22 protein-coding genes are annotated in these 23,969 nt (G+C 67.9%); 15 read left to right on the plus strand and 7 right to left on the minus strand.

The features are described 5' to 3' along the window. The first annotated feature begins 362 nt into the window (after nt 1–362). The 10 genes from AB0F44_RS06430 to AB0F44_RS06475 all read left to right on the plus strand — a co-directional run bounded on the left by AB0F44_RS06430 (nt 363) and on the right by AB0F44_RS06475 (nt 9,119). Nucleotides 363–734: a hypothetical protein gene (locus tag AB0F44_RS06430; protein WP_357353744.1), complete on the plus strand. Its 372-nt coding sequence runs from the start codon at nt 363–365 to the stop codon at nt 732–734. A gap of 162 nt (nt 735–896) precedes the next feature. After that, a complete protein-coding gene (locus AB0F44_RS06435) occupies nt 897–2,093 on the plus strand; it encodes a protein kinase family protein (RefSeq protein ID WP_357353746.1) in 1,197 nt (398 codons plus the stop codon). A gap of 197 nt (nt 2,094–2,290) precedes the next feature. After that, the gene (locus AB0F44_RS06440) at nt 2,291–2,503 is read left to right on the plus strand and encodes a hypothetical protein (RefSeq protein ID WP_357353748.1); all 213 of its coding nucleotides are present in this window, start codon (nt 2,291–2,293) and stop codon (nt 2,501–2,503) included. Between the two features lie 19 nt (nt 2,504–2,522). Further along, nucleotides 2,523–3,158, plus strand: coding sequence for a hypothetical protein (locus AB0F44_RS06445; RefSeq protein WP_357353750.1), 636 nt, complete (start codon nt 2,523–2,525; stop codon nt 3,156–3,158). Nucleotides 3,159–3,597: 439 nt separating this feature from the next. Next, complete coding sequence (locus AB0F44_RS06450; RefSeq protein WP_357353752.1) at nt 3,598–4,422, plus strand: hypothetical protein; 825 nt, start codon at nt 3,598–3,600, stop codon at nt 4,420–4,422. A gap of 140 nt (nt 4,423–4,562) precedes the next feature. After that, complete coding sequence (locus AB0F44_RS06455) at nt 4,563–5,711, plus strand: hypothetical protein (RefSeq protein ID WP_357353754.1); 1,149 nt, start codon at nt 4,563–4,565, stop codon at nt 5,709–5,711. Between the two features lie 73 nt (nt 5,712–5,784). Next, on the plus strand, nt 5,785–5,958 hold the full coding sequence (locus AB0F44_RS06460) for a hypothetical protein (RefSeq protein WP_357353756.1): 174 nt from the start codon (nt 5,785–5,787) through the stop codon (nt 5,956–5,958). A 238-nt stretch (nt 5,959–6,196) separates the two neighbouring features. Continuing rightward, nucleotides 6,197–7,099, plus strand: coding sequence for a hypothetical protein (locus tag AB0F44_RS06465; protein WP_357353758.1), 903 nt, complete (start codon nt 6,197–6,199; stop codon nt 7,097–7,099). A 300-nt stretch (nt 7,100–7,399) separates the two neighbouring features. Further along, nucleotides 7,400–7,855: a helix-turn-helix domain-containing protein gene (locus AB0F44_RS06470; protein WP_357353760.1), complete on the plus strand. Its 456-nt coding sequence runs from the start codon at nt 7,400–7,402 to the stop codon at nt 7,853–7,855. Between the two features lie 37 nt (nt 7,856–7,892). Continuing rightward, on the plus strand, nt 7,893–9,119 hold the full coding sequence (locus AB0F44_RS06475) for a tyrosine-type recombinase/integrase (RefSeq protein ID WP_357353762.1): 1,227 nt from the start codon (nt 7,893–7,895) through the stop codon (nt 9,117–9,119). 213 nt (nt 9,120–9,332) lie between these two features. Here AB0F44_RS06475 and AB0F44_RS06480 read toward each other — a convergent pair whose 3' ends face one another. Together AB0F44_RS06480 and AB0F44_RS06485 are read right to left on the minus strand one after the other, a co-directional pair. Beyond that, a complete protein-coding gene (locus AB0F44_RS06480; protein ID WP_357353764.1) occupies nt 9,333–10,529 on the minus strand; it encodes a TRAM domain-containing protein in 1,197 nt (398 codons plus the stop codon). Then, nucleotides 10,526–12,541 carry an APC family permease gene (locus tag AB0F44_RS06485; RefSeq protein WP_357353766.1) on the minus strand — a complete coding sequence of 672 codons (2,016 nt, stop codon included), beginning with the start codon at nt 12,539–12,541 and terminating at the stop codon, nt 10,526–10,528. The genes AB0F44_RS06480 and AB0F44_RS06485 overlap by 4 nt, the downstream gene beginning before the upstream one ends. A 121-nt stretch (nt 12,542–12,662) precedes the next feature. Between AB0F44_RS06485 and AB0F44_RS06490 the strand changes: the two genes are divergently transcribed. The 4 genes from AB0F44_RS06490 to AB0F44_RS06505 all read left to right on the plus strand — a co-directional run bounded on the left by AB0F44_RS06490 (nt 12,663) and on the right by AB0F44_RS06505 (nt 17,847). Beyond that, nucleotides 12,663–13,325 (plus strand): TrkA family potassium uptake protein, encoded by a 663-nt coding sequence (locus AB0F44_RS06490; RefSeq protein WP_357353768.1) that lies wholly within the window; start codon nt 12,663–12,665, stop codon nt 13,323–13,325. Between the two features lie 166 nt (nt 13,326–13,491). Continuing rightward, nucleotides 13,492–14,163 carry a TrkA family potassium uptake protein gene (locus tag AB0F44_RS06495; protein WP_091041412.1) on the plus strand — a complete coding sequence of 224 codons (672 nt, stop codon included), beginning with the start codon at nt 13,492–13,494 and terminating at the stop codon, nt 14,161–14,163. Between the two features lie 49 nt (nt 14,164–14,212). Then, the gene (locus AB0F44_RS06500) at nt 14,213–16,108 is read left to right on the plus strand and encodes an ABC transporter ATP-binding protein (protein WP_357353770.1); all 1,896 of its coding nucleotides are present in this window, start codon (nt 14,213–14,215) and stop codon (nt 16,106–16,108) included. Then, nucleotides 16,105–17,847: an ABC transporter ATP-binding protein gene (locus tag AB0F44_RS06505; protein WP_357353771.1), complete on the plus strand. Its 1,743-nt coding sequence runs from the start codon at nt 16,105–16,107 to the stop codon at nt 17,845–17,847. Before AB0F44_RS06500 ends, AB0F44_RS06505 begins: the two co-directional genes overlap by 4 nt. Before the next feature lie 53 nt (nt 17,848–17,900). Here AB0F44_RS06505 and AB0F44_RS06510 read toward each other — a convergent pair whose 3' ends face one another. The 5 genes from AB0F44_RS06510 to AB0F44_RS06530 are packed head-to-tail and all read right to left on the minus strand — an operon-like array spanning nt 17,901 to nt 23,719. After that, on the minus strand, nt 17,901–18,914 hold the full coding sequence (locus AB0F44_RS06510; RefSeq protein WP_357353773.1) for an ABC transporter substrate-binding protein: 1,014 nt from the start codon (nt 18,912–18,914) through the stop codon (nt 17,901–17,903). Further along, nucleotides 18,911–19,702, minus strand: a complete 792-nt coding sequence (locus AB0F44_RS06515; RefSeq protein WP_357353775.1) for an ABC transporter ATP-binding protein — start codon at nt 19,700–19,702, stop codon at nt 18,911–18,913. The genes AB0F44_RS06510 and AB0F44_RS06515 overlap by 4 nt, the downstream gene beginning before the upstream one ends. Then, the gene (locus AB0F44_RS06520) at nt 19,699–20,841 is read right to left on the minus strand and encodes an iron ABC transporter permease (RefSeq protein WP_357353777.1); all 1,143 of its coding nucleotides are present in this window, start codon (nt 20,839–20,841) and stop codon (nt 19,699–19,701) included. The genes AB0F44_RS06515 and AB0F44_RS06520 overlap by 4 nt, the downstream gene beginning before the upstream one ends. Beyond that, nucleotides 20,841–22,505 (minus strand): prolyl oligopeptidase family serine peptidase, encoded by a 1,665-nt coding sequence (locus AB0F44_RS06525; protein ID WP_357353779.1) that lies wholly within the window; start codon nt 22,503–22,505, stop codon nt 20,841–20,843. Before AB0F44_RS06525 ends, AB0F44_RS06520 begins: the two co-directional genes overlap by 1 nt. An 11-nt stretch (nt 22,506–22,516) precedes the next feature. Next, the gene (locus AB0F44_RS06530) at nt 22,517–23,719 is read right to left on the minus strand and encodes a hypothetical protein (RefSeq protein WP_357353781.1); all 1,203 of its coding nucleotides are present in this window, start codon (nt 23,717–23,719) and stop codon (nt 22,517–22,519) included. A gap of 111 nt (nt 23,720–23,830) precedes the next feature. On the opposite strand from AB0F44_RS06530, the gene amiA reads away from it, so the two are divergent. Further along, complete coding sequence (amiA, locus tag AB0F44_RS06535; protein WP_241248494.1) at nt 23,831–23,929, plus strand: streptamidine family RiPP; 99 nt, start codon at nt 23,831–23,833, stop codon at nt 23,927–23,929. Nucleotides 23,930–23,969 lie beyond the last annotated feature (40 nt).

Raw genomic sequence — 23,969 nt, forward strand, 5'->3', positions numbered from 1 at the left:
GGGCAGCCCAAAAGAGAGCGAACCCACCGGACACCTGGACCGAGTCTTGCCGGACGTCGGTCCTACGGGAATCCTCTAGTAGCCCAGAATGACGCGGGCGCTGAATCGAACCCGCCTAGCGATGCTCAGCCGAGCAAAGGGCCCGTGCCAGGTGCCAACTGCTTGGCGTTTCGAAGGCGGCCGACGCAGCAACGGTGCTACCGGCGGCATCTGCGCAGAACCACCGCGTCACGTGCTCTATGTATGCACACCATCAAACCAAGGACGTCCCGTAAGCGCATTGCGCGCGCACTATGCGCTCACTGCGCGCGCAGTGCGGCTGATGAGCGCTCATTGAGCAGCACATGTGCTAGGTTGTGCGCATGATTGAACCGGAGCCTGAATACATTACGCCCGACGAAGCCGCGATGCGTCTTGAAAAGTCGGCCTCTCAGGTACGCCGTGACGCGCGTAGTCAACTCGTCAACTCCATCCGGAAGGGCGGGCGAATCTATATCCGAGTGGACGAGCGTTTCCTGGCGTTGGAGCGGGACCCGTCCACTCGGTTTCCGGTAGAGTCGGACAACCCTCCGGCAAGTGTCTCTGACACACCAAGTCTCGATCGCCGAGGAAATGTCGATGAGTCTGAGCGTCCGGGCCGGATCAGCGAGGAACTGATCGATGAGATCGCCGATCTAAGAGCGGATGTCGCTCGTTTGACCGCCAGGATCCGGAAGTTGGAAGCACGCGGGTGACCCTGGAAGGGCGTGTAGCGGTCGCCCTGTGCCCGACTTAGACGCTCGGACAGCGCCACCATGCTGGCCCGCTGACCGGCATCCAGCGTGCACACGGCTCCGAAAGTCACCCCGAGGGCACCATCACGGCCCGAAACGAGGAGTGACCGACGAGACAGCATCGTGACGATTAAGACGGAGGAGGACGCGGTGGCCAATCCGGTGGAGTTCATGCTGGCCGACCTGCGAGAGAAGTACGAGGCGATGCCCACAGCAAGGAGTTTCGCGCGCCTCTACAACGACCCCGAGTGGGGTCACATGTTCGCAGTCCTCCACAAGCGACTGAACGAGCACTTCACCGACATCAACGGGCGCGCTAAGACCACTCGCCACTACTGGGCCGGAAACAGCAGAGACCTGCTCGCGCTCATCGAGGAGATCGAGACCGACATTCATACCCTGAAGAGGGCGGGCGTTGAGGTCCGGCTGGCTGATGCCTACCAGGACGCCCTGGACCGCTGCCGGCCGTGGCTCTCGCCAAGCGGCGGCAGCGCGGTGCCAGAGGACTTCGAGCCCATCGCGATCGTCACCTACGAGCCAGTCTTCGCCCATACAGCCAAGAGCGTGAAGCTGAACAAGCACGAAACTACAGTGGCGCTGAAGATGGTAGGAGCCGGGTCCTACGCTCACGTCTACTCCTACGTCGACCCCGACTACGGCATCAAGTTCGCAGTCAAGCGGGCGAAGAATGATCTGGACGAGCGAGAACTACGCCGCTTCAAGCAGGAGTTCGAGGTACTTAAGAAGCTGAGCTTTCCCTACGTGGTAGAGGTCTATCGCTACGACGAGACCCGGAACGAGTATCGGATGGAGTACTGCGACACCACACTTCGAGAGCACATTCGCAAGAAGAACGCCACGATGTCCTTCGCTGCTCGCAAGCGCATCGCCTTGCAGTTTCTCTACGGAATCAACTACCTCCACCACCAGCGGTTGCTACACCGTGACATTAGTCTTCAGAACATCTTGTTAAAGATCTTCGATTCCGGCGCCGTATTGGTGAAGCTCTCGGACTTTGGCCTCGTGAAAGACCAGACCAACGAGTACACCCGGACTCAGACCGACATGAAGGGCACGATCCGGGATCCGATGCTCGGTAGCTTCAAGGACTACGGGGTCGTGAACGAGATGTACGCGATCGGCCACGTCCTGGCGTACATCTTCAAAGGCAGGGAGTCGCTACCCACGGCTGGCGACGCGGTGGGTCAGATCATCCACAAGTGCGCGGTCCACGATCTATCTCAGCGCTACCAGGCCGTCACTGACCTCATTGCAGACGTAGAGCGGCTGGAAGCGCCGCCCGTACAGACGACCGCGTAGGCTGAAACGCTAAGCCCGCCAGGGGGCGTGCTCGAGTCGCGGCCCTGGCCTGCCACAAAAGGGGGCTCGACTGCGCTGCAGGTCTCCAAGAGGAGCTTCAGGGAACTGCTCAGCGGCAGCATCCCGAGGAAGTTCCGTCACGTCACCAAGGAGTACCGCATCAGGGCGTAGCCGCCTGGGAATGCGTCATTCCGCAATTGTCCTCGTCCCACGCAAGCGGTATCACCGTCGTCCACCTGTTCCCGCTCGCTCCGCCGCACGAAGCCCTCTCCGAGACTTGCCCCCAGGCGGCTGCTGCCGCACGGGACAAGGTCTGTGGCGAGCTCGCCGCATCACTCCCCAAGGTCTGTCTGCAGATGGGCGAGGCGAAGGGAGTGGTTGATGCGTTCACCGGCTTCTCCACCAAGTGATCGCCCTAGCATGGTAGTTATGTCCATCCCGGAGTTCTCATGGCTCGACGAGGTTCGCATCCGCGTTGCCTACGGCGCCTACCCCCAGCAGCCGCCGGAGATCGTCTTTCTACTGATATTGGGCGAGCCTGACCTGGGCGGCAAGCCGCTGGCTGATGACGAGGTCGTTGGCCACCTCGAGGCTCTGACTTGGGCCGAAGAACGTGGGACGCGATATCAGGTGCCGTACGACCTCGACGTGCGAAAGGCGCACTTCTCGTGGGGCGCTGACGGAGCAAGCGCCAGCGTTCTCTTGTACCTGGCGAACCAACTCGCTTCCGGTGCTATCGGGGCGCTGGTGGGTGCCGCAGCCATGAAGGCACTTGGGGGTATTCGCACAGCGCTCCAGTCAACCTCGCGTAGTGATCAGTTCTTGAACACTCGAGAAGAACTGACCGAGTACGGCGAGTGGTGCATCCGAGCGGCCTACGAAAGCTGGATACCTGACGACGTCAGCCTCACACTGGTTGAGGAGTCAGCGGCCGACGACGAGTGGACGGGACGGTATCGCGATGGTTCAGGAGCCACGTACGGCGTGACTTTGCGCCCAGCGGACGGACATCCGTACCGCGTGCGGGTGACCCGGCGAGCCATACACACTGACGAGATCCCGTGACCGTTGGCTCAAACCGCCTGATGGCGCGTTGCTGCACCTGACAACGTGACCACCACACCTACTGTCATCGATGGCGATCTGGGGTCTCCACCGCCGCGGCTTGCCTCGTTACCGCTCTACCGCGCACCTGCGTCCGTACCATCTCATACCGCCGAAACGCTGCGGGGGCCACCGAGTGCTCCACCTGATCGGCAAGGGCCACAAACCCGCGACCCATGCCGCTGGCCGTCCCGGTCCTCCGCGTTCTGGAGGCCCGCCTCGAACGGACCACCGGTCCGTTGATCCAGCGCCCGGTGTCGAAAACGCTGATCGACCGTCGCCATGCCTACCGGATGGTCACGCGGATCGCGAGGCCTCGGGGCTACTGCGGCACATCAACTCCCACTCATTACGGCACGAACAACGATGAACGCGGGGCATCCACCATATGATCTGTGTGGTGCCCACCTACATGAGCATCGCCGTCGCACTCATAGATGACCAACCTACGCTTCTGGTCGAGTGGGAGGGGCAGGACGTTGAACGCCACCCGATCCCGGCGGTCAAGAAAGACCGCGCGCTGCGGTTCGCTGCAGGCGAGCCTGGTCATCGCTCTACGATTTGGCGTATCTGGGGTGCGAAGAACGCGGACGACGTTTACCTTGCAAGCCGGGCATCTGCAGGCGAGTTCAAGGTGAGCCTGCACCAGTCGGGGGACTGGAGATTTCAGGCGATCGACCTGCGCAAGGAGAATGACACCCACTTCGGCGGACTTGATTCCGGGCAGGGAAGGCTCTTGCACCAGTGGACGAGGCCCACGGCCGACGAAGCGGGTTGGACACGCGCCGTCACGATCCAAATCCCTTTCGAACATCTATCCGTCGTCCCCAATGACGGCGTTAAGTATTCCGACGTGCGCTGGATTAGGGCACTGCGGCCCGGGCACACCCTGATGTTCGAAGTAGTGCTGGTTCCACTTGACGCCGAACAGGTAGTCGTGCGGTCATTCGACCTCGATCCCGACGACTTCGCGGCTGTGGTCGATGCGATCCGTCTTCCCGGAGGCGAAGTCGTACTCGTCCTTGCCTTTACCGAGCCGACCCCGGCAGGAACTCTCGAGGAAATCGACGCACGGCTGCACAAGTACGCCGCTGACGGTTTCGCGGCCCCCGAGTCCTGGGACCGGTCCCCAGAGTCCGCGCCGAGAACCCTCACGTTCCAGGACGATGGAGGTGTCTTGGTGCTCTTCGATCTGGCGCTAGGGCCACTCGGGAACCATGGCTAGTTCGCAGCTCAGGTGAGTCATACCGCCGCGAAGCGGCCGTTCCATCACCGCGGCGGCAGTGCTCTGTCAGTTTGTCGATTTCACTGAGGCCCGGCGCGGCGATCGATACGCTTGCAGGTCCACCCTAACCGGAGGTTCCCATGCGAGCCCGTCACACCGCAGCCGCCGCGATCGCAACCACCTTCGTAGTGCTCTGGATCGGGGTGAGCGCGGCAGGTGCAGCCCCAGCCGACTACGTCCTCTCGTCGGACAAGGCCACCATCGAAGGGGACGACGAGCCGACAGTCGGCATCACACTCATCAACCTGACTGACCAACCTGCGACCGTCGAGCTGGCGACAAGTGAGGGTGGCAACAACTGTGTCCCGAGCGACGAGGAACTCCCGGCTCGCCAGGAAACTGAACTGACTTTCACGCTCAAGGACTGCGATTTCGGCGACGAGAAGACAGTCGCGCTCACGCTCGAGGTCGAGGGCGTCACATTCAAAGTCACGGCAAGGAATGGCGAAGAGTCCACACCAAATTGGGACATTCTCTGGACCTATACCGGGTCATTCGGAGCGGGACTCCTTCTGATCATCGCTGGATGGATCTGGTTCCTCGCCAAGCCACCGGCAGCCCTTTCGACGAAGAACAACGTTGGACCGACGACACCCCTGCCCTACCTAGGTGCCACGTGGAGCTTCAAAGACAGTTGGGCTGCGAACGTGACGCTGGTGTCGGCTGTGTTCACGGGCATCTTCGGATCGTCGGACCTCCTCAAGTCGGTGACAGGAGCCGAGGCCCCCTCCACGCTCGCGCTCATCACCATCGCCAGCGCCATCGGCGTCGCCCTAGTCGGGCTCGGCCCGCTCGTCTTGCAGGCACTCAGAAACGACAAGTCAGAGGTCATCGCTGGGGGGCTCTTTCTGTCGGCCGCGATCGCAGTCGGCACCGCTGGCGGACTCGCCCTCATCATTATCCGCAGCGTTGAGGGTGCGGTTTCGGGCAGTGCTAAGTACTTCCTATGGGGCGGCGGCGTGCTTGCCCTTGCCCTTCTCGCGGTGTACGCAGTGACTTCGATCAGACAGAACCTCATAACGGGGCTTACCGAACCGCCGCCCGAGGCCGAGGGTTTGACCGAGGCGCAGCGACAGGCGCTCTTCGACGCGATCCGCGCGCAACTCGACTCGGGCGTCACTGACAAACAGTTGCGAGACGAGATCGTCCCTGTGATCGAGGGGGTAGTGCCGACGTCATATCCTCGAAGCGGCACCAGCCCTGGTGATTACCCGGCCGCCTACATCTAAACCACCCAGCGGTGTAGCGAATTGCGCTGCGTTACTGCACCGTAAGATGTGGAATGCCAGGAAGGGTTGGCGCATGACCAACGGGATCGAGTCCGTGCTCGGGGACGGCCGCGCCTACGACGCAGGGTTCCTCGGCACGGAGGTTTCCTTGCCGCGACTGGGTGACGAGGCGCTCGCTGCCCGACTTGACGACGGCACAACCGAACTCAACTACCTCCACTTTACTGCGGTCCAGAGAGAACCGTGAAAGCTGCCGATCTTCACCGTTGTCAATATCGAAGGCAAACACGCCCCTACGTCAATCCACCTAAAAAGGCGAGATCACCTGGCCGAACGAAGTACTTATTGAGACGGCTGAGGTCTGGTGGCCAGACGAGCGCATCGACTCGTCCGCTCAGTTGACTGACGATCGCTACCTGACTCAGCCGCCGATCACGACGGCGAGTGGGATCATCGCGGCCTCGTTGGCGCGCAACATCAACCCGATGACCGCGGTCGACGCGCTTGCGGTAGTAGGGCTCTACCTGCGCAAGGACGACCCATTTCTAGGCGCCTGGGCACCGAAAGGTGGCTTGAACCTCGATCACCACCTCACGGCCTGGGTCGCCGTCCGCTCTCAACTTCCCAGCGGGTGGAGATGGGGCAGCGCCCTTGTCGATCACAGCACCGCCACTGATGACGACTACGCCACCCTCCTCTTTGGGTCGTTCTTCGAACGCCTGGTAAGGATGCTCAATCACCGAGACGACATCCACCGCGCCGCCCTTCAGCGCGCCGACAACCAGACGGGTCACGACGCCACCGAGGCGCTCGACACGTTCATGTTCAACGTCGTCGGAGCGTTCGACGCCGCGGCCATCGCGGCCCACATGGGTGCCGGCCGCCAGTTCGCGGACCGAAGAAGGGCTGGATGGCAATCGAAGGATTGGCGGAAGGAACTCGGTGTGCAGCACCTGTACGAGATGTTCCACAAGAACAAGCCCGCCGACGACCTCTTCACCGTCTGCCGACTCCTCCGCAACACCGTTCACGGCGCTGGCCTCAGTTCGATGGTCGTGTCCAGCACGTCCAGCAGGAAGACCCTCGTACGGCTTCCGCACGCCGAGGCCGTCGAGATCGTCGACCGCCTGGAACACCTTGCGCCGGCCCACACCTGGGGCATCGACGATCGACACCGCGGGCACCTCTATGTCGACCCATCTCGGCTCGTCGAGGGACTCATCCCACACATCTTTTCGACGCTTGACGAAGTTCTCGCGCACACGCCACTCGACGGCCTGACCGGTACCGGCGTTGTTCGCGAAGACATACCCATCGACGGATTCTTCGACATCAGCACACGCACACGGACGTGCCTGTTGACCGGGCTCAATCCGCCGTCGGACTGAGTCAGATCAGCCAGCTCCACAGCGCCCCGATCCGCTCGACTCCGCTGCCATGCCGGCGCTGAGCGGACCGCCTCCCAACGTGACAGCGAAACGCACGGCCTACTGCGATCCGTTCCTCTCCCCGGTCCTGCGTCACACCGCCACGACAGTGGCCAGCGTCCTCCCGTCGCGTCGCGGATGCTTGCTGAATCCGGACTCGCTGACTCGGACGCGGCACCCGCCCCAGATGAGGACGGTCCGCCGAGGTATCACGATGTCGACATCATCCGGCCACAGCAGTTAACCACTGGCGAGAACGACGTGACCACACTCGCCTGCGCCTACGCGCCGACGCCCGCTCGAAGGTCCATGGGCATCACCGCGCACCTGACCGATATGCCCAACTCCAAGACGATCAACATCTCTCAACGCGTGCCGCGGGTCCAGGAGAGCGCGTCGGAGGAGATGGCCTCCGACCCATTCTTCAACACGGAAGACGCCTCCGGCTATCTCGGCGTCCCTAAGGCCACGTTGCTGACGTGGCGCGTTCGCCGGCCCGGTTACGGACCGCGCGCAGTCAAGGCTGGCGGCCGGCTCAAGTACCGACTCTCTGAGCTCGACCGATGGCTGCGGGCCCATCAGGAGTCCTTCCCAGAGGACGAGGACATCGACAACGAACCCCCGCCTCAGCCTCAGACGTCAGTCCGTAACCGTCGCCGCACCAGTCGCGTGCGAGGGGCTGCCCTGCGGGCAACTAGCCCCAACGAGGTCGCCTGAGGTCGAAAGGAAAAGAAGAATGGCAAGACAACGACTGATGGTCGGCACCTACGGCGAGATCAGTTGCTTCCAGTTGAAGAACGGGTTGTGGCAGGCGCGCGCCCGATTCTGCGACGTCGATGGTGTCGTGCGTCAGTACCGCAAGAACGGTGAGACAAAGAACAAGGCGAGGGCCAACCTCAAGGCGTTCTTCGTCGAGCACACCGGCACCTTCGGCGACGGCGCGCTCGCGCCCGACGACACCGTTCAGACTCTTCTCGACCTCTGGTTCCAGAAGATGGAGCAGGCGGACGGCGGCCCCAACACGGAGACCTTGGGCTACTACCGTTCCCATATCCGCTGGATCCTGGACAGCGACAAGACCGATCAGCCGCTCGGCGCGTACCAACTCCGGCACGTACGGCCGGTGATCATCCAGGCTGCACTGGACAGCTCGGGAGTCTCGGCCGACATGCGCAAGCGCATCCGCAGCGTCCTCGTGCGCGCCTTCGACATGGCAATCTTCCACGAGGCGATCAACGGCAATCCAGCTACGGCTGTCCCGTCGGTCCCGGTGCCGCGGCACAAGAAGAAGGCCGTTCCCGTAGAGGATCTTGATGCCGTGCGTCTGGCCATCCGCGAGTGGGCCAATGCCGACAATCGGAACGGACCCAAGAGCGTCGACCTGCCTGACATCGTCGAGATGCTTGTCGCCACCGGCATGCGCATCGGGGAACTGCTGGCATTGCGTTGGTCCGACATCGAGCTGGCCGCCCCACCTCAGCGTCGCGACGACGAGGGCTGGTTCCCGTGGCTGATGGTGAACGGCCAGATCACCTCGAAGGGCAAGCGAGTCGACTACGGCAAGACCGACGCGGCGATCCGCCCGATCGCGCTCCCCGACTGGGCGGCGGCGCTGCTGCGGCGTCGGAAGGTTGCCCAGACCCCCAATGACCTCGACGCGGTGTTCATCACTCGGAACGGCACCTGGCACTACCCCACCAACATCCAGGGCCGCCTGCGCCACATTCGTCTGCTCGACGACTACGCCGACCTCACGGTCCTCCAAGGCGTCACGCCCCACTCCTTCCGACGCACCGTAGCGACGCAGATCGACGAGATCTACGACGCCGAGGCCGCGATGAACCAGCTCGGCCACACCTCCAAGACGGTAACTGAGCGGCACTACATCAATCGCAAACTTGTCGTGCCCGATTACCGTTCAGCTACCGAGCGCCTCGCACCGGGCTCCGAGGCAAGCGACGGCCCAACGGTCGGGCTCTGAGAGCCCTCGGAGACCACGAACGACTCCCCGCCCCAACCCGTAGACGCGCTCAGCGTCCGTCTACGGGATGTTCTGCGCGCGCCCATGCTGTCGCGGCGCCTGACGCGCGCGGGGTTGCCCAGGCACCTGAGCTGGGCTCGCTTTGCGCAAACCGAGCCCAAAGTGAGCCTTAAGGCCCGTTCTCGGAGATCGACTGCGAAATCCCGAATCGCATCACTGCTGTTCAGAGCCTGTTTTCGTCAGCAATGCGACGCATTCGACGTGATGGGTCATCGGGAACAGGTCGAAGGCGCGCAGGGTGCGCAGCCGATAGCCGTGCTCGGCGAAGATCGCGACGTCACGAGCCAGGGCGGCGGGGTCGCAGGCGACGTACGCGACCTTTCGTGGCGAACGCGCGACGACGGCGTCGACGACCTTCCGGCGGGCGCCCTCGCGGGGCGGGTCGAGGACGACGAGGTCGAAGGGACCGTCCTCGAGGCGGCCGAGCACGGTGGCGACGTCGCCGGCGCTGATCTCGGCGGTGGGTACGTTGCCCACGGAGAGCGCGGAGGCGGTCGGGTCGCCCTCGATGGCGACGACACGTCCGGTGGGTCCGACCCGGTCGGCGAGGAAGGCGGAGAAGAGGCCGACGCCGGCGTAGAGGTCTAGGACGGTGTCGCCCGGGTCCGGTGAGAGGGCGGACAGCACCGCGGAGACCAGGGTCGAGGGCGCACCCGGGTGGACCTGCCAGAACCCGTCGGCGGAGACCTCGAAGGAGTGCTCTGTTCCCCCGACTGCGACCGTCTCCGCGACAGTCCCAGCACCAGGCTCGCGGGCGTCGGTGGTCGCGATCAGGCAGTCGTCGACGGGGATGACGTCGTGCGAGCGGTACTTCCGCATGCCTCGGCCGCCACCCGGGGCGGTCGTGTAGCGCTGACGGGTCCGCCAGCGCAGCCCGTCCTCATCCCCAGGAACGGCCTCGACAGCCAGTCCGGACACCAGCGGGTCCGAGGCCGACAGGCCACCCAGTCGGACCAGCTGCTCGCGCAGCACCGTCGCCTTCAGCTCGCGCTGGGCGGACACGGAGACGTGCTGGAAGTCGCAGCCGCCGCAGAGGCCGGGACCGGCGTACGGGCATGGCGGAACGACCCGTTCCGGTGCGGCCGAGACCACCGAGACCGCGTCCCCGCGCCAGAACCGGTCACCGGCGGTTCCCTCGGTGATCTCGACGACCACCTGCTCACCGGGCAGGGCGTGGCGTACAAAGACCACTCGGGAGGCGTCTTGGATCTGTACGCGGGCGACGAAGTGGCCGCCGTGGGCGACCGGGCCGACCTCGACCTCGAAGCGCCGCCCGACGTACGACTCGCCCTTCGACGCCTTCGGACGGGGGCGACGTCCGCGGGGCGCGGGACGCTGCGGGCGGCTCATCGGCGTCCGCTTCCGCGACGCAGGCCGGGCGCGAGCCAGTATTCCTCGCGCAGCTCCTCGGCGCGCTCCTTGCCGGAGGCGAGCTGGTAGGGCACCGAGATGACCATGACGCCCGGAGTGAACAGCAGCCGGCCTTTGAGCCGCAGCGCCGTCTGGTTGTGGAGGAACTGCTCCCACCAGCGGCCGACGACGTACTCGGGGATGTAGACGGCCACGACGCCACGCGGGTTGGCGTCGCGGATCGCCGAGGCGTACTCCACGACCGGGCGGATCAGCTCGCGGTAGGGCGAGTGGAGCACCTTGAGCGGCATCGGCAGGTTGCGCTCGTCCCACTGCTTCAACAGCTCGGCGGTGTCGGAGTCGGAGGTCGAGACCGTCACGGCCTCGAGCGCGTTGGGCCGGGTCGCCTGGGCGAAGGCCAGCGCTCGCAGCGTCGGCTTGTGGAGCTTGGAGACCAGCACGATCGCGTGGACCCGGGTCGGCATGATCTTGTCCTGCTCGTCGGCGGCCAGCTCGCGGGCGACGTTGTCGTAGTGGCGCCTGATCCCCAGCATGACCACATAGAAGAAGCCCATCGCCAGGATCGTGATCCAGGCCCCGGCGAGGAACTTGGTGATCAGCACGATCACCAGGACGACCGAGGTCATCCCGAGACCGAAGGTGTTGATCGCCCGCGAACGCTGCATGCGCCGGCGCTCGCTCGGGTCCCGCTCAGTGGCCAGATGGCGGGTCCAGTGGCGGATCATGCCCAGCTGGCTGAGGTTGAAGGAGACGAAGACGCCGACGATGTAGAGCTGGATCAGCTTGGTGGTCTGTGCCTCGAAGATGATGATCAGCGCGATCGCGAGCACCGCGAGGAAGACGATGCCGTTGCTGTAGGCGAGCCGGTCGCCGCGCGCTCCCAGGGACCGCGGTGCGTAGCCGTCCTTGGCGAGGATCGAGCCCAGCACCGGGAAGCCGTTGAACGCGGTGTTGGCGGCGAGCACCAGGATGATGCCGGTGACGGTGATGACGAAGTAGAAGCCCGGCGGGAAGTCGTTGAAGACCCCGGCCGCGATCTGGGAGATCACCGGGTGCTGCTCGTAACCCTCCGGCACGGCGTCGCCGGCGGCGGTGCGGAGGTTGTCGAGAGCATGCGGGTCGACGTAGCGGATGCTCATCTGGTTTGCCAGCACGATGATGCTCATCATCATCGTGACCGCGATCAGGCCGAGCAGCAGCAGCGTGGTGGCGGCGTTCTGGCTCTTCGGCCGCCGGAAGGCAGGTACGCCGTTGGAGATCGCCTCCACACCGGTCAGCGCCGCACAGCCGGATGAGAACGCGCGGGCGAGCAGGAAGACCAGCGCCACCTGGTTGAGGGTGCCCTCCCAGCCCTCCTCGGGCCTGATGTGCAGGGAGGCGCTCTCCGCCTCGGGAAGGTTGCCGTTCACCAGCAGCAACAGGCCGTAGAGGCCCATCCCGAGGATGGCGAACATGAACAGGTAGGTCGGGACCGCGAAGAACGTCCCCGACTCGCGTACGCCGCGCAAGTTCATCGCGGTGAGCAGCACGATCGCGATCGAGGCGACCAGCACCTCATGGCCGATCAGGGAGGGGATCGCGCTGGCGGCGTACTGCGCGGCGTTGGAGATCGACACCGCGACCGTCAGCACGTAGTCGACGAGCAGGGCGCTGGCCACGGTCACGCCCGCGTTGCGCCCCAGGTTGACGGTCGCGACCTCGTAGTCGCCACCGCCGCTCGGGTAGGCGTGGACCGTCTGCCGGTAGGAGGCGACCACGGTCAGCATCACCAGGGCGACGACCAGGCCGATCTTCCAGGACCAGGCGTACGCCGAGGCTCCCGCCACCGCGAGCATGATGAAGACCTCGTCGGGCGCGTAGGCCACCGAGGAGAGCGCGTCGCTGGCGAAAACGGGTAGCGCGATGCGCTTCGGCAGCAGCGTCTCGCCCAGCTGAGAGCTACGGAGCTTGCGACCGATCAGGATCCGCTTGGAGACATCACCAACACCCACAACGGCAGACGCTACGGCACATCGCGGCTTCGGCGCGCTTCCGGATCGCCACGCGCATCCGAACACGCCAACTTCGAGGGCGTAGGCGACGCGCGGCCCGGGCGAGTGCAATCATGACACGGTGCACGTAGTGATCATGGGCTGTGGCCGCGTCGGCTCGACCCTGGCCAGGAGCCTCGAGGACCGTAACCACACGGTCTCGGTCATCGACCAGAACTCCGAGGCGTTCAGGCGGCTCGGACCGGGGTTCAACGGAGACAAGGTCGCCGGGATGGGCTTCGACCGCGAGGTGCTGCTCAAGGCCGGCATCAAGCGCGCCGAGGCGTTCGCGGCGGTCTCCAGCGGTGACAACTCCAACATCATCTCCGCCCGGGTGGCGCGCGAGGAGTTCGGCATCCAGCAGGTCGTGGCCCGCATCTACGACCCCGGCCGCGCCGAGGTCTACCAGCGCCTCGGGATCAGCACGGTCGCGACCGTGAAGTGGACCGCCGACCAGGTGCTCCGCCGGCTCCTGCCGGCCGGCGCCGAACCCGACTTCCGCGACATGTCGGGCAACATCCGCATCGACCAGGTGATCATGCCCGAGGCCTGGGTCGGCGAGCGGACCATCAAGTTCCAGCGGCAGTCCGGCAGCCGCATCGCCTGGATCGACCGGCTCGGCGAGGGCGTCCTCCCGGTCCGCGAGAGCGTGATCCAGGAGGGCGACGTGCTCCACATCGTCATGCGCGAGGAGAACACCGCGCAGGCGTACAAGACGATCAAGAACGGCCCCGAGGAAGACTAGTGGTCACCCCTGCCGCACCAGGCCCTGCTGCGCGCCGCTCGGCACGCACGCGGGCGGCGTTGCCGCCGCTCGACAGACAACACCGGTATGCCTTCGCGGCGGCGCCTTGCCCGCGCACGCACCGAACGACGCTCGCGACGGCCCTGGACGACAGGATTGACCACTGATGAGAGTTGCTATCGCCGGGGCCGGGGCCGTCGGCCGGTCCATCGCCCGTGAGCTGATCACCAATGGCCACGAGGTGCTCCTCATCGACAAGAACCCGGGCTCGATCAAGCCCGAGCGGGTCGCCGACGCCGAGTGGCTGCTCGCCGACGCGTGCGAGCTCTCCTCGCTCGAGGAGGCCAGGCTCGACAACTGCGACGTGGTCATCGCCGCGACCGGTGACGACAAGGCCAACCTGGTCTGCTCGCTGCTGGCCAAGACCGAGTTCGGCGTGCCGCGCACCGTGGGCCGGGTCAACCACCCCAACAACGAGTGGCTCTTCACCGAGGCCTGGGGCGTCGACGTCAACGTCTCCACCCCGCGGATCATGTCCGCGCTGGTCGAGGAGGCCGTCACCGTCGGCGACCTGGTGCGCCTGTTCACCTTCCGACAGGGTCAGGCCAACCTGGTCGAGATCACCCTGCCCGCCGACTCGCCCTACGTCGGCAAGCCCACCGGCCTGGTGCCGTTCCCGGAGAACTGCGCGCTGGTCACGCTCCTGCGTGACGGCCAGGTCTACGTACCCACCCCCGAGCAGCCTCTCGAGCAGGGCGACGAGCTCCTCTTCGTCGTGCCCACCGAGAAGGAGGACGAGCTCGAGCGTCTTCTCGCCCCCACCGGTCACGGCGGCTGACGCCGAGGATCTCGTACGCAGCAACCCCACGATCTCGGCAGGACAACAGTTGGCTCGCTCCCCCCTCCTCCAGACGCTTCGTCCTGTCCGGGGAAGGCTGGTCGCCAGCCTGCTGCTGATGGTCGTCTCGACCGTCGCCGGCCTGGTGCCGCTGGTCGGGATCGTCGAGCTCGCCCGGATCCTGCTGCCCGCGGCGTCGGGCGCCGCCGTCGATGCCGACCGCGCCTGGGTCGTGGTCTGGGTGAGCGTGGCGGCGCTGCTGGTGCGCCTGGCGACGGTGCTCGGCTCGTCGTGGCTCTCCCACGTCGCCGACCTCGACCTCTCCATCCACCTACGGCGGCTGCTGGTCGCCCGGCTCGGCCGGGTGCCGCTGGCGTGGTTCACCGAACGCAACTCAGGCACCGTCAAGAAGGCGGTGCAGGACGACGTCGCCGCGCTGCACCATCTGGTCGCGCACTCGGTGATGGAGCTGACCGCGGCGATCACGCTGCCGGCCGTCGTGGCCTGCTACCTCTTCATCGTCTCCCCGCCGCTCGCCCTGATCACCCTGATCCCGCTCGCGCTCGGTCTGGTCGGGTTCCGGATCTCGATGCGGGGTGCCGCCGCGCTCTACCGCGACTACGACGCCGGCCTGGCCGAGCTCGCCGCGGCCACGGTCGAGAACACCGGCGGGATCGCGGAGATCAAGACCTTCGGCGCCACCGGGCAGGCTCACCGGCGGCTGGCCGAGGTCGCCACCCGGTTCGGCGGGTTCAACCGAGCCTGGATGCGTCACTCCGCTCTGGGGATGCTGCTGATGGAGCTCGCGCTGACGCCGGCGCTGACCCTGGTGCTCGTGCTCGGCGCCGGGGTCTGGATGCTCCGCGCTGACTGGATCACCGGACCCGATCTGGTCCCGTTCCTCGTCCTCGGGTTGGCCATGACCGCGCCGGTCACCGTCGCTGGCTACGCCGCCCGCGAGCTGCGCGAGGCCACCGAGGCTGCCCGGCGCATCCAGCGTCTGCTGGCCGAGCCGGAGCTCCCCGAGCCGGCCGTCCCCTCCCCAGCCCCGGGCTCGGCCCGGGTCGAGCTCCACCACGTCTCCTTCGCCTACTCCCCCGGCGCGCCACCGGTGCTCCACGACATCGATCTGGTCCTCGAACCGGGCACCGTGACTGCGCTCGTTGGTCACTCCGGCTCCGGCAAGTCGACGCTGGCCAAGCTGCTGCCTCGCTTCGCCGACCCGATCGCCGGCCGGATCACCATCGCCGGGGTGGACCTGCGCGAGATGACGAGCGCACAGCTCTACGAGCAGGTCTCCTTCGTCTTCCAGGACACCGGGCTGCTGCGTACCTCGATCCGGGACAACATCCGGCTCGCCCACCCACAGGCACCCGACGAGGACGTACGCCGCGCGGCCGAGGCCGCGCAGATCGCCGACCGCATCGACGAGCTCCCGCGAGGCTACGACTCGGTGGTCGGTGAGGACGGCCAGCTCTCCGGTGGCGAGCGGCAGCGGGTCGCGATCGCCCGCGCCGTCCTCTCCGACACCCCGATCCTCGTCCTCGACGAGGCCACCGCGGCGGCCGATCCCGAGTCGGAGGCGCTCGTCCAGCGCGCGCTGTCGCGCCTCGTCGCGGGACGTACGCTGCTGGTGATCGCCCATCGACTCTCGACGGTCACCGCGGCCGACCAGATCGTGGTCCTCGACGAGGGCCGGGTCGCCGAGCTCGGCACCCACGAAGAGCTCCTCGCCCGGGCCGGGCGCTACGCCAAGCTCTGGGCCGCCGACCAGCGCGCCCACCCGGCCCCCGCCGGTCGAGCCGTGAGGCCGCCTGCGGCCGAGCGTGTCGAGACCAACACAGTCGTGATGAGCGTGGACAGAGAACGTGTTGGTCTCGACACGCCTTCGCCTAGCGGCTCCGGCGGCTCGACCGACAGCGGCGAGGAGGAGGAGTCGGCATGATCACCATCGTCCGCCTGCTCGCCGACCTCCTCGATCACGCTCATCGGCGCCAGCTCGCCCGCGTCGTGGCGATGTTCGTCACCACCGGCGTACTCCAGGGTCTGGCCTTCGCCTGTGTCGTGCCGGTCCTGGACGCCGCGCTGCGCCAGGACTGGGACGCCGCGACCACCTGGCTGGGGGTGCTCGCCGCCCTGTTCGTGGCCCATCACGTGGCGCTGACGGTGGGCAACCTGGACGGCTACGACCTGGCCTGCGACCTGCTCGACATCACCCTGGCCCGGCTCGGCGACCACACCGTGCGGCTGCCGCTGGGCTGGTACGACCAGGACCGCACCGGCCAGCTCTCCCGGATGGCCTCCAAGGGCGCCACCGACATCGCCTCGGTGCCAGGACATCTGCTGCGGCCGCTGATCGCCGCCGTGGTCAGCCCGGTCACCGTGGTCGTCGCGATGGCGTTCCTGGAGTGGCGCCTGGCGCTCGCGCTCCTCATCGGGGTCGTCGCGGTGCTGGCCACCACCCGGCTCCTGGCGACGATCGTCGGCCGCGGCGAGGGCGCCTACGACGCCGCGATGGCGGGGGGCTCGGCGCGCGTGGTCGAGTTCGCGCTCAACCAGCCGGCCCTGCGGGTCTTCGGCCGCACCGTCCACGGCAACGAACTGGTCGAGACCGCGCTGCGGGAGCAGAAGCGAGCGTCGCGACGGCTGCTGGTGACCGGCTTCGGCGGCCTGGGCATCCAGCTGCTCTCCATCCAGGCGCTGCTCACCCTGGTGATCGCGCTGGCCGTCCACCTCAGTCTCGGCGGCACGCTCGCCGCGGCCACCGCGATCGGTCTCCTCGTCCTCACGGTGCGGTTCGTGGAGTCGCTCATCGACTACGGCGAGCTCTCCAGTGCGCTGCGGATCGCCGAGGGCTCGTTGCGACGTGTCCTCGACGTGCTCGCCCTCGAACCGCTTCCCGAGCCTGCCACGCCCGGCGAGCCGGCCGACAGCGGGATCGAGCTGCGCGACGTGGCCTTCTCCTACGGCGGCACCACCCGTGTCCTCGATGAGGTCTCCCTCATCGCGCCACCCCGCTCGCTGACCGCCGTGGTCGGGCCGTCGGGCTCCGGGAAGAGCACCCTGCTGCGCCTGGTCGCTCGGTTCCACGACGTCACGGCGGGCTCGGTGATGCTCGGTGGGGTCGACGTACGCGATCTGGGCACCGAGGCGCTGATGCGGCGCGTCTCGATCGTCTTCCAGGACGTCTACCTCTTCGAGGGCACCCTGCGCGACAACGTGATGATGTCGCGGCCCGACGCCACCGAGGACGAGCTGCTGGAGGCCGCCCGGCTGGCCCGCGTCGACGACATCGTCGAGCGTCTCCCGCACGGCTGGCAGACCCGGATCGGCGAGGCCGGCTCCACGCTCTCGGGCGGTGAGAAGCAGCGGGTCTCGATCGCCCGGGCGCTGCTGAAGGACGCCCCTGTCGTACTCCTCGACGAGGCGACCGCCGCGCTCGACGCCGAGAACGAGGCCGCGGTCCAGGAGGCGCTCACCGCGCTCTCCGCCGACCGTACGGTCATCGTCATCGCCCATCGTCTCCAGACCGTCGTCGCCGCCGACCAGATCGTCGTCCTCGACCGCGGCCGGATCGTGGAGCGCGGCTCCCACGAGGAGCTCCTCGCCCACGGCGGGCGGTACCTCGACTTCTGGCGCGAGCGTACGCAGGCCGAGGGCTGGCGGCTTCTTGCCAAAGAGTAGACATGAGAGCCGGCCGGGCCGTCCCTGAGGACGCCCCGGCCGGCGTGGCTCACTCAGAACGCGTCGGGGTGCAGTCCCTCGGCGATCGTCCGCACCGCGGTGACGTTGCCGAGCGTGCCCGGGAACGTGTCCGGGGTGCGCAGGGAGATGAAGCGGTCCTCCTTGACGGCGGTGACGTCGGGGAACGTCTTGCGCAGGTACGCCTCGACCCGCCCGGCCTCGGACTCCTCCCGGACGGCGAACACGATGGCATCGGGGTTACGCGCGGCGACCTCCTCCGGGGAGACGACCGCGGAGAAGAACTGGGAGAAGAGCTCCTCGTCCGGGCTGAAGACGTTCTCGCCGCCGGCGCGCTCGATCATGTCGTACTCCACCCCGGCGCCGATCGCGGAGAGCGTCTTGCCCTCGACGAAGAGCTGGGCGACCTTGGGTTGCGGGCGGTCCTGCACGGCCTTCTCGACCGCCTCGAGGTCACCTCGGGTCTCGGCGACCAGCTCGTCAGCAGCAGCAGGGACGCCGAAGATGCTGCCGAGTGCCTCCAGGTCGGTGAACAGGTCGGTGACCTCACCCGTGGACCGGCGCTCGGGGCAGCCGCCGGCGGCGACGTAGGTGGTCACCCCGGCGTCGGTGAGCTGGTCGATGGTGGCGAAGCCCTGCTCGGCGGTGAACTCGTACTCGGTCGGGGCGACGACCGCGTCGGGCTGTACGTCGAGGAGCTGCTCGCGGGCCGGCGGCGCATCCGTGCTCAGCTCGGGTACCTCGCTCGCGTCCGCGGCGACGTCCTCGGGGAGCTCGTGCATGGCCGTCTGCGCCTGGCCGACGAGACGGTCGGCGACCCCGAGGCGTACGAGCAGCTCGGTCTGCGCCGGGCTGAGTCCGACGATGCGCTTCGGAGCCGACTCGACCGTGATCTCGCGGCCGCAGTTCTCCACGGTCACCGGGTAGCCCTCGGCCGCCTCGCCTCTCGCCGCGGCGTCGTTCTGGACGCCGGTGCCGCCGCATCCGGTCGCGGCCAGGAGCGTGAGCGCTGCCACCGGGACGGTGCGCAGCAGTGGGGTGGTGTTCATGTGTTCCTTTCTCGAACCCGCGCGGACGTCCCGCGCAGGAGCAGGTGTGGGGTGCCGGCCTCGGGATCGGTGATCCGGCTGGCCTCGACACCGAAGACCTCGCGCACCAGATCGGGCGTGAGGATGTCCGCGGGCTTCCCGAGCGCGACGACGTGCCCGCGGTCGAGCACCGCGACCCGGTCGCAGTAGGCCAGCGCGAGGTCGAGCTCGTGGAGCGCGACAACGGTGGTGATCCCGAGCTCGGCGACGGTGTGCATCAGCTCGAAGCGGTAGGAGACGTCGAGATGGTTGGTGGGCTCGTCGAGGAGCAGGAGCTCGGCCTCCTGGGCGATCGCCCGGGCGAGCAACGTACGCTGCCGCTCACCGCCCGAGAGCCGGTGGACCGGCCGGTCGGCCAGCGTCGAGACGCCCGCCAGCTCCATCGCCTGGCCCACCACCAGCCAGTCCTCGGGACTGTCGCGGCCGAGCACCCCCCGGTGCGGCGTACGTCCCAGCAGCACGCTCTCGGCGACGGTGAGCCCGAACTCGTCCGGCGGTTCCTGGGCCATCACCGCGACCCGGCGCGCGATCTCGCGCCGGCTCATCGTGGCGACGTCGGCTCCGTCGAGGAGAACCTGGCCCGAGACGGGCTTGAGGGCGCCGAAGCAGGCCCGCAGGATAGTCGACTTGCCGCTGCCGTTGGCGCCGAGCAGGCCGAGGACCTCCCGCGGCTCGACCACGACCGAGGCGGCGGTGACGACCTCCCGGCTGCCCCGGTTCAGGGTGAGGTCCAGCGTCTCGAGCCTCATCGCGCCATCCCCTGCTCGTCGGCGGCCCGGCCGCGCATCAGCCACAGGAAGAACGGCACCCCGATCAGCGCGGTGATGATGCCCAGCGGCACCTCGGCGGGTGCCGAGACGGTACGGGCGATCAGGTCCGCGCCGCACAGGAACAGGGCGCCGCCGAAGACCGCCACCGGGACGATCCGCCGGTGGTCGGAGCCGACCAGGACTCGCGCGATGTGCGGGACCACGAGACCGACGAAGCCGATCCCGCCGGCGACCGAGACCACGGTGCCGGTGAGCAGCGCAGCGGCGAGCAGCAGGACCGACCGCAGCCGGTTCACCCGGACTCCCAGCGCCGTGGCCGTCTCGTCGCCGACCTGGAGCGCGTTGACCGCGCGGCCGGTGGTGATCGAGACGCCGAGCGCGACCACCAGGGCGACCAGCGGACCGGACAGGTCGGTCATCGTGGCGGCGGAGACCGAGCCCAGCAGGAAGAACATCACGCTGAACACGTTCTGCGCCTCGGTCGTGAGCGTCAGATAGCTGGTGATCGCGCTGAAGAACGTGCCCAGCGCCACTCCGGTCAGCACCAGGCGCTGCGGGGCGATGCTGCCGTTCTTGTACGCCACCCAGAACACCGCCGCGGTCGCGACCGCGGCGCCCAGGAATGCCGCGGTGCCGATCCAGGCGCCGACCGCCGCGGCACCCAGGACGACCACGGAGACCGCGCCCACACCTGCCCCCGAGGAGACGCCGATGATCGCCGGCTCGGCCAGGGGGTTGCGTACGACTGCCTGGATGAAGACCCCGGCCAGGCTCAGCGCCGCTCCGGCCAGCGCGGCCAGCAGCGCACGTGGCAGCCGGAACTGCCAGACCACCTGATCCTGCAGCACGGTGTAGGTGCCGTCGCTCATCCACGGCATCCCGGGCAGCAGGTGCCCGGTGACGAGCCTGGCGGCGTCGAGCGCGCTCAGGTCGACGGTGCCCGACGACGCGGACAGGGCGATGACGACGAGGAGTGCGGCCGCGAGGCCGATGGTCAGCACCCGGGCGCGCCATCTGCGCCGGGCGATGGCGGCAGGCACGGGGGCGCGGTCGCCGGACCGCGAGAGCGCCGGTGGCGAGACGTCGTCCGTGGTCACGGAGATATCGGTGGGGGTCATCACACTCCTGTGGATTCGTGAGCTGAGTCGAGGGCGAAGCCGAGGACGGAGGCGGCGAAGTCGTGCACGGCGTCGAGGTGGTTGCCGCCATGGCCCATCCGGGGGCGGTGGCTGCGTACGACCTCTGCGCCGCGAGCCGTCAACGCCTCGGCGAGCCGATCGGTGGGTGCGGCCGCGACCCTGGAGTCCTCCGCGAAGGTGGTCAGCAGGAAGCGCGGCCAGCGTCCGCCCGGGAATCGGCGGGCGCGCTCGAACGGCGAGTAGTCGTCCATGGCGGCCCGCACCGCGGGATCGTTCGGGTCGCCGAACTCTTCGGCCCAGTGCCGCGCGCTGGGGTGCTCGCTGATGCGGTGCGGGTCGAGCGGCGCGGCCGTGCAGGCGACCCCGGCGACGAGGCCCGGCTCAGCGAGCGCCGCGGAGATCGCGACCAGCCCGCCGAGCGACGCCCCAGCGAGCACCAGCCGTTCCGGCCGGGTCAGGCCGAGGCGCACGAGCTCGCGGGCGACGATGACGGCGTCGGCGACCGTACGTGTCTTGCCCGCGCCCTGCCCTGCGGTGTGCCAGGGCGTGCCCGCCCCGCCTCCGCCGCGCAGCCGGGCGGTCACGTGCAGCCCGCCGAGCTCACACCAGGCGGCGACCGAGGGTTCGAAGGCGGGAAGGTCGACGATCCCGAACCCGCCGTAGACCTCCAGGAGGGTCGGGCCGCCGAGGTCTCCGGTCAGGATCAGCTCGATCTCGGCACCGTCCTCTGCCGTCACGGTGATGAACCGCGACCGTGGGCCCTCGCTCGTCGAGCCTGCCGCCTCCTCGAGCGGTATCACCTTCGGTGCCTCGGCCGGTGACTCGATCCGCACCCAGGCGCGGTCCTGCGCCCAGGAGAGGCCGGAGACGGTACGTACGTCCTGCTGCTCCGAGATGACGACGGTCTGCGTCGGCGCGAGGACCCCGGCATCGGCGGCGAGGCGGACGACCACGGAGTGGCCGTCCCGGACCAGGTGGACCAGGCAGCCGCCCGGGACCGCCTGGGCGTGGACGGGGACTCCCGACAGGGTCTCCAGCCGACATCGCGCCGGCGCCGTTCCGGGCACCCGGAGACTCACCAGCTCGTCGCCGGTCACCGCCAGCAGCGTGTCCGCCGCGGCGCTGACGCTCCGAAACCTGGGGAGCTCGAGGATCTCCGAGCCGTCGATGCCGACCAGCCGGGTACGCACCTCGTCGGTCCGAGCGACGACCACCGTGCCGCCGACGCCGATCGGTGCCGTGCGCTCACCAGCGGCGGCGGTGAACAGCGTCTGTGGCGGCTCGCCGCGCCTGACCTGCAGGCAGCGGCCGTGCGCATCGACGAGGAACAGGTCCTCACCGGCCCAGGCCATCCGCGCGTGCCGGACCGTCACCCCCTCGAGCTCGGTCGACGCCCGCGTCGCTGTGTCCACGACCACCACGCGCCCGTTCTCGGAGCCGTCGTCGCTGACCTCGACAGCGACCAGACATCCGTCCGGCGATGGCGCGAAGCCCTGGATCCTGACGCCCGGGTCGAACACGACGCCGCCGTCCTCGTCGACCAGAACCGCCAGCAGGTCACCGGGACGCCGGGACTGCCGGAAACGACACAGCGGCAGTCCCGGACGGCCCGACCGCTCGGCACGCCGCAGCGCGTCGCGCACGCTCGCGCGCCTCACCGTCCCACCCCGTCGACCCAGGTCTCGGGAGGCCTGATGACGCCCAAGTGTCCGCCCTCATTGAAGGGGGATCCCAGGTCGAGGGTCGACTCGATGCCCGTGGGGCGGACGAGGTGGAGCTCGCCGTCCCCTCCGCGGGTGACCGCGGCCAGGTCGCCGGAGACCAGCGCCAGCGCCCGCCGTTGTGCGGACCTGTTTCCGACCGGGTCCCAGGGTGCGACACCGGGACGCGGGGCGGCGCTCATCGGCGGCAGCTCGGCCTCGCTGAGCCGGCCGCCGATGAGCATCGCCAGCCGGTCGCCGTCGGGATGCACGATCGTCCAGGCGACCGTTCCGCCGGCGGCGTCGGGCCGGAACACCAGGCCGTCGCCGGTCCGGGTCACCTCAACCGCTCCGTCGAGCGTCCAACGCACCAGGTGGTTGGTCCAGGTGTGCCACTGCTCGGCGTTGGAGTCGGCTCCACGTACGGAGCAGACGATCCCCAGCGCCGGATCGAAGCGGAGGAAGTACGCCCGTCCGGGAACCGGCCACGGCCAGGTCTCCAGACGCTCGGGCCGGCCCCCGGTGACGCGGAGTCGTTCGATGCCCGCCTCCGTGGACAGGTGGACGACTCCTGACCGGTGGTCAGCGGCGTCCCCGTGCCCGAGGTCGCCCGCTAGCTTCAGGCGCTCGCCGCGTACGACCGGGCAGTGCGGCCCGGCCCGAAGCAGGTCGTGCAGCGGGATGACCTCCGCCTCGCCGGGCTCGCGATGTCGCAGCACGACCATCGGCTCGCCTGTTCCGACATCCGGAACGATCACGACGCCCGGTTCGCCGGTGCGAACCCGCACCCGTACGGCGGTGGTGCCGCTCGGGTCGGCCAGGTCCACGACCGTGACCAGATCGCTCCACGGATCCCAGGAGGCGCCCAGGCCTGTGGTGACGACGACGTAGCGGCCAGTGGGATCGCAGGCGAGATGCTCGGCGGGGATCGCGACCGGCACTCTCCGCGCCTGACCTGCGCCGTCGAGCACGACGAGCGTGCCGAGCGCGTCGTCTGCGAACACCGCCCGGGCCCCGCCCGGAGTGCTCGCCGGGAGGGTGAGGACACCCGCGTGCTCGGCCAGTGTCGCCCTCGACCACGGGCCTGGCGCACCGCCGGGTTCGGAGGTCCGCCAACGGCCGGAGCGATGGTCTGCCAGGACGAGTGTGGGGCTCATGGTCGGACACACTACTGGTATTGGGAATGATTCTCATATACGTTTTGCCGCTGTCCGCACCAGCGGGCCCCGGCGACGCCGGGCCGAACGATCCGACAGAGGAGATAGCCGATGAACAACGACATCGTGAGCGAGATCGAGGACACCGAGCAGCTGGCGCACCTTTCCGCCACCCACTCCAACGCGCTGGTCGAGAACCCCTTCGACTGATCGCCGACGGGTGAGCACTCAGTGCCGTTCGGGCGACCTG

It is taken from the genome of Nocardioides sp. NPDC023903 (genome assembly GCF_040639295.1).
Lineage (GTDB): Bacteria > Actinomycetota > Actinomycetes > Propionibacteriales > Nocardioidaceae > Nocardioides.

Excerpts from the sequence above, each read along its gene's own strand:
- AB0F44_RS06430 (WP_357353744.1), top strand. The coding sequence starts at position 363 with ATGATTGAACCGGAGCCTGAATACATTACGCCCGACGAAGCCGCGATG.
- AB0F44_RS06445 (WP_357353750.1), top strand. The coding sequence starts at position 2,523 with ATGTCCATCCCGGAGTTCTCATGGCTCGACGAGGTTCGCATCCGCGTT.
- AB0F44_RS06455 (WP_357353754.1), top strand. The coding sequence starts at position 4,563 with ATGCGAGCCCGTCACACCGCAGCCGCCGCGATCGCAACCACCTTCGTA.
- AB0F44_RS06460 (WP_357353756.1), top strand. The coding sequence starts at position 5,785 with ATGACCAACGGGATCGAGTCCGTGCTCGGGGACGGCCGCGCCTACGAC.
- AB0F44_RS06465 (WP_357353758.1), top strand. The coding sequence starts at position 6,197 with ATGACCGCGGTCGACGCGCTTGCGGTAGTAGGGCTCTACCTGCGCAAG.
- AB0F44_RS06475 (WP_357353762.1), top strand. The coding sequence starts at position 7,893 with ATGGTCGGCACCTACGGCGAGATCAGTTGCTTCCAGTTGAAGAACGGG.
- AB0F44_RS06480 (WP_357353764.1), bottom strand. The coding sequence starts at position 10,529 with ATGAGCCGCCCGCAGCGTCCCGCGCCCCGCGGACGTCGCCCCCGTCCG.
- AB0F44_RS06495 (WP_091041412.1), top strand. The coding sequence starts at position 13,492 with ATGAGAGTTGCTATCGCCGGGGCCGGGGCCGTCGGCCGGTCCATCGCC.
- AB0F44_RS06505 (WP_357353771.1), top strand. The coding sequence starts at position 16,105 with ATGATCACCATCGTCCGCCTGCTCGCCGACCTCCTCGATCACGCTCAT.
- AB0F44_RS06510 (WP_357353773.1), bottom strand. The coding sequence starts at position 18,914 with ATGAACACCACCCCACTGCTGCGCACCGTCCCGGTGGCAGCGCTCACG.
- AB0F44_RS06515 (WP_357353775.1), bottom strand. The coding sequence starts at position 19,702 with ATGAGGCTCGAGACGCTGGACCTCACCCTGAACCGGGGCAGCCGGGAG.
- AB0F44_RS06520 (WP_357353777.1), bottom strand. The coding sequence starts at position 20,841 with ATGACCCCCACCGATATCTCCGTGACCACGGACGACGTCTCGCCACCG.
- AB0F44_RS06530 (WP_357353781.1), bottom strand. The coding sequence starts at position 23,719 with ATGAGCCCCACACTCGTCCTGGCAGACCATCGCTCCGGCCGTTGGCGG.
- amiA (WP_241248494.1), top strand. The coding sequence starts at position 23,831 with ATGAACAACGACATCGTGAGCGAGATCGAGGACACCGAGCAGCTGGCG.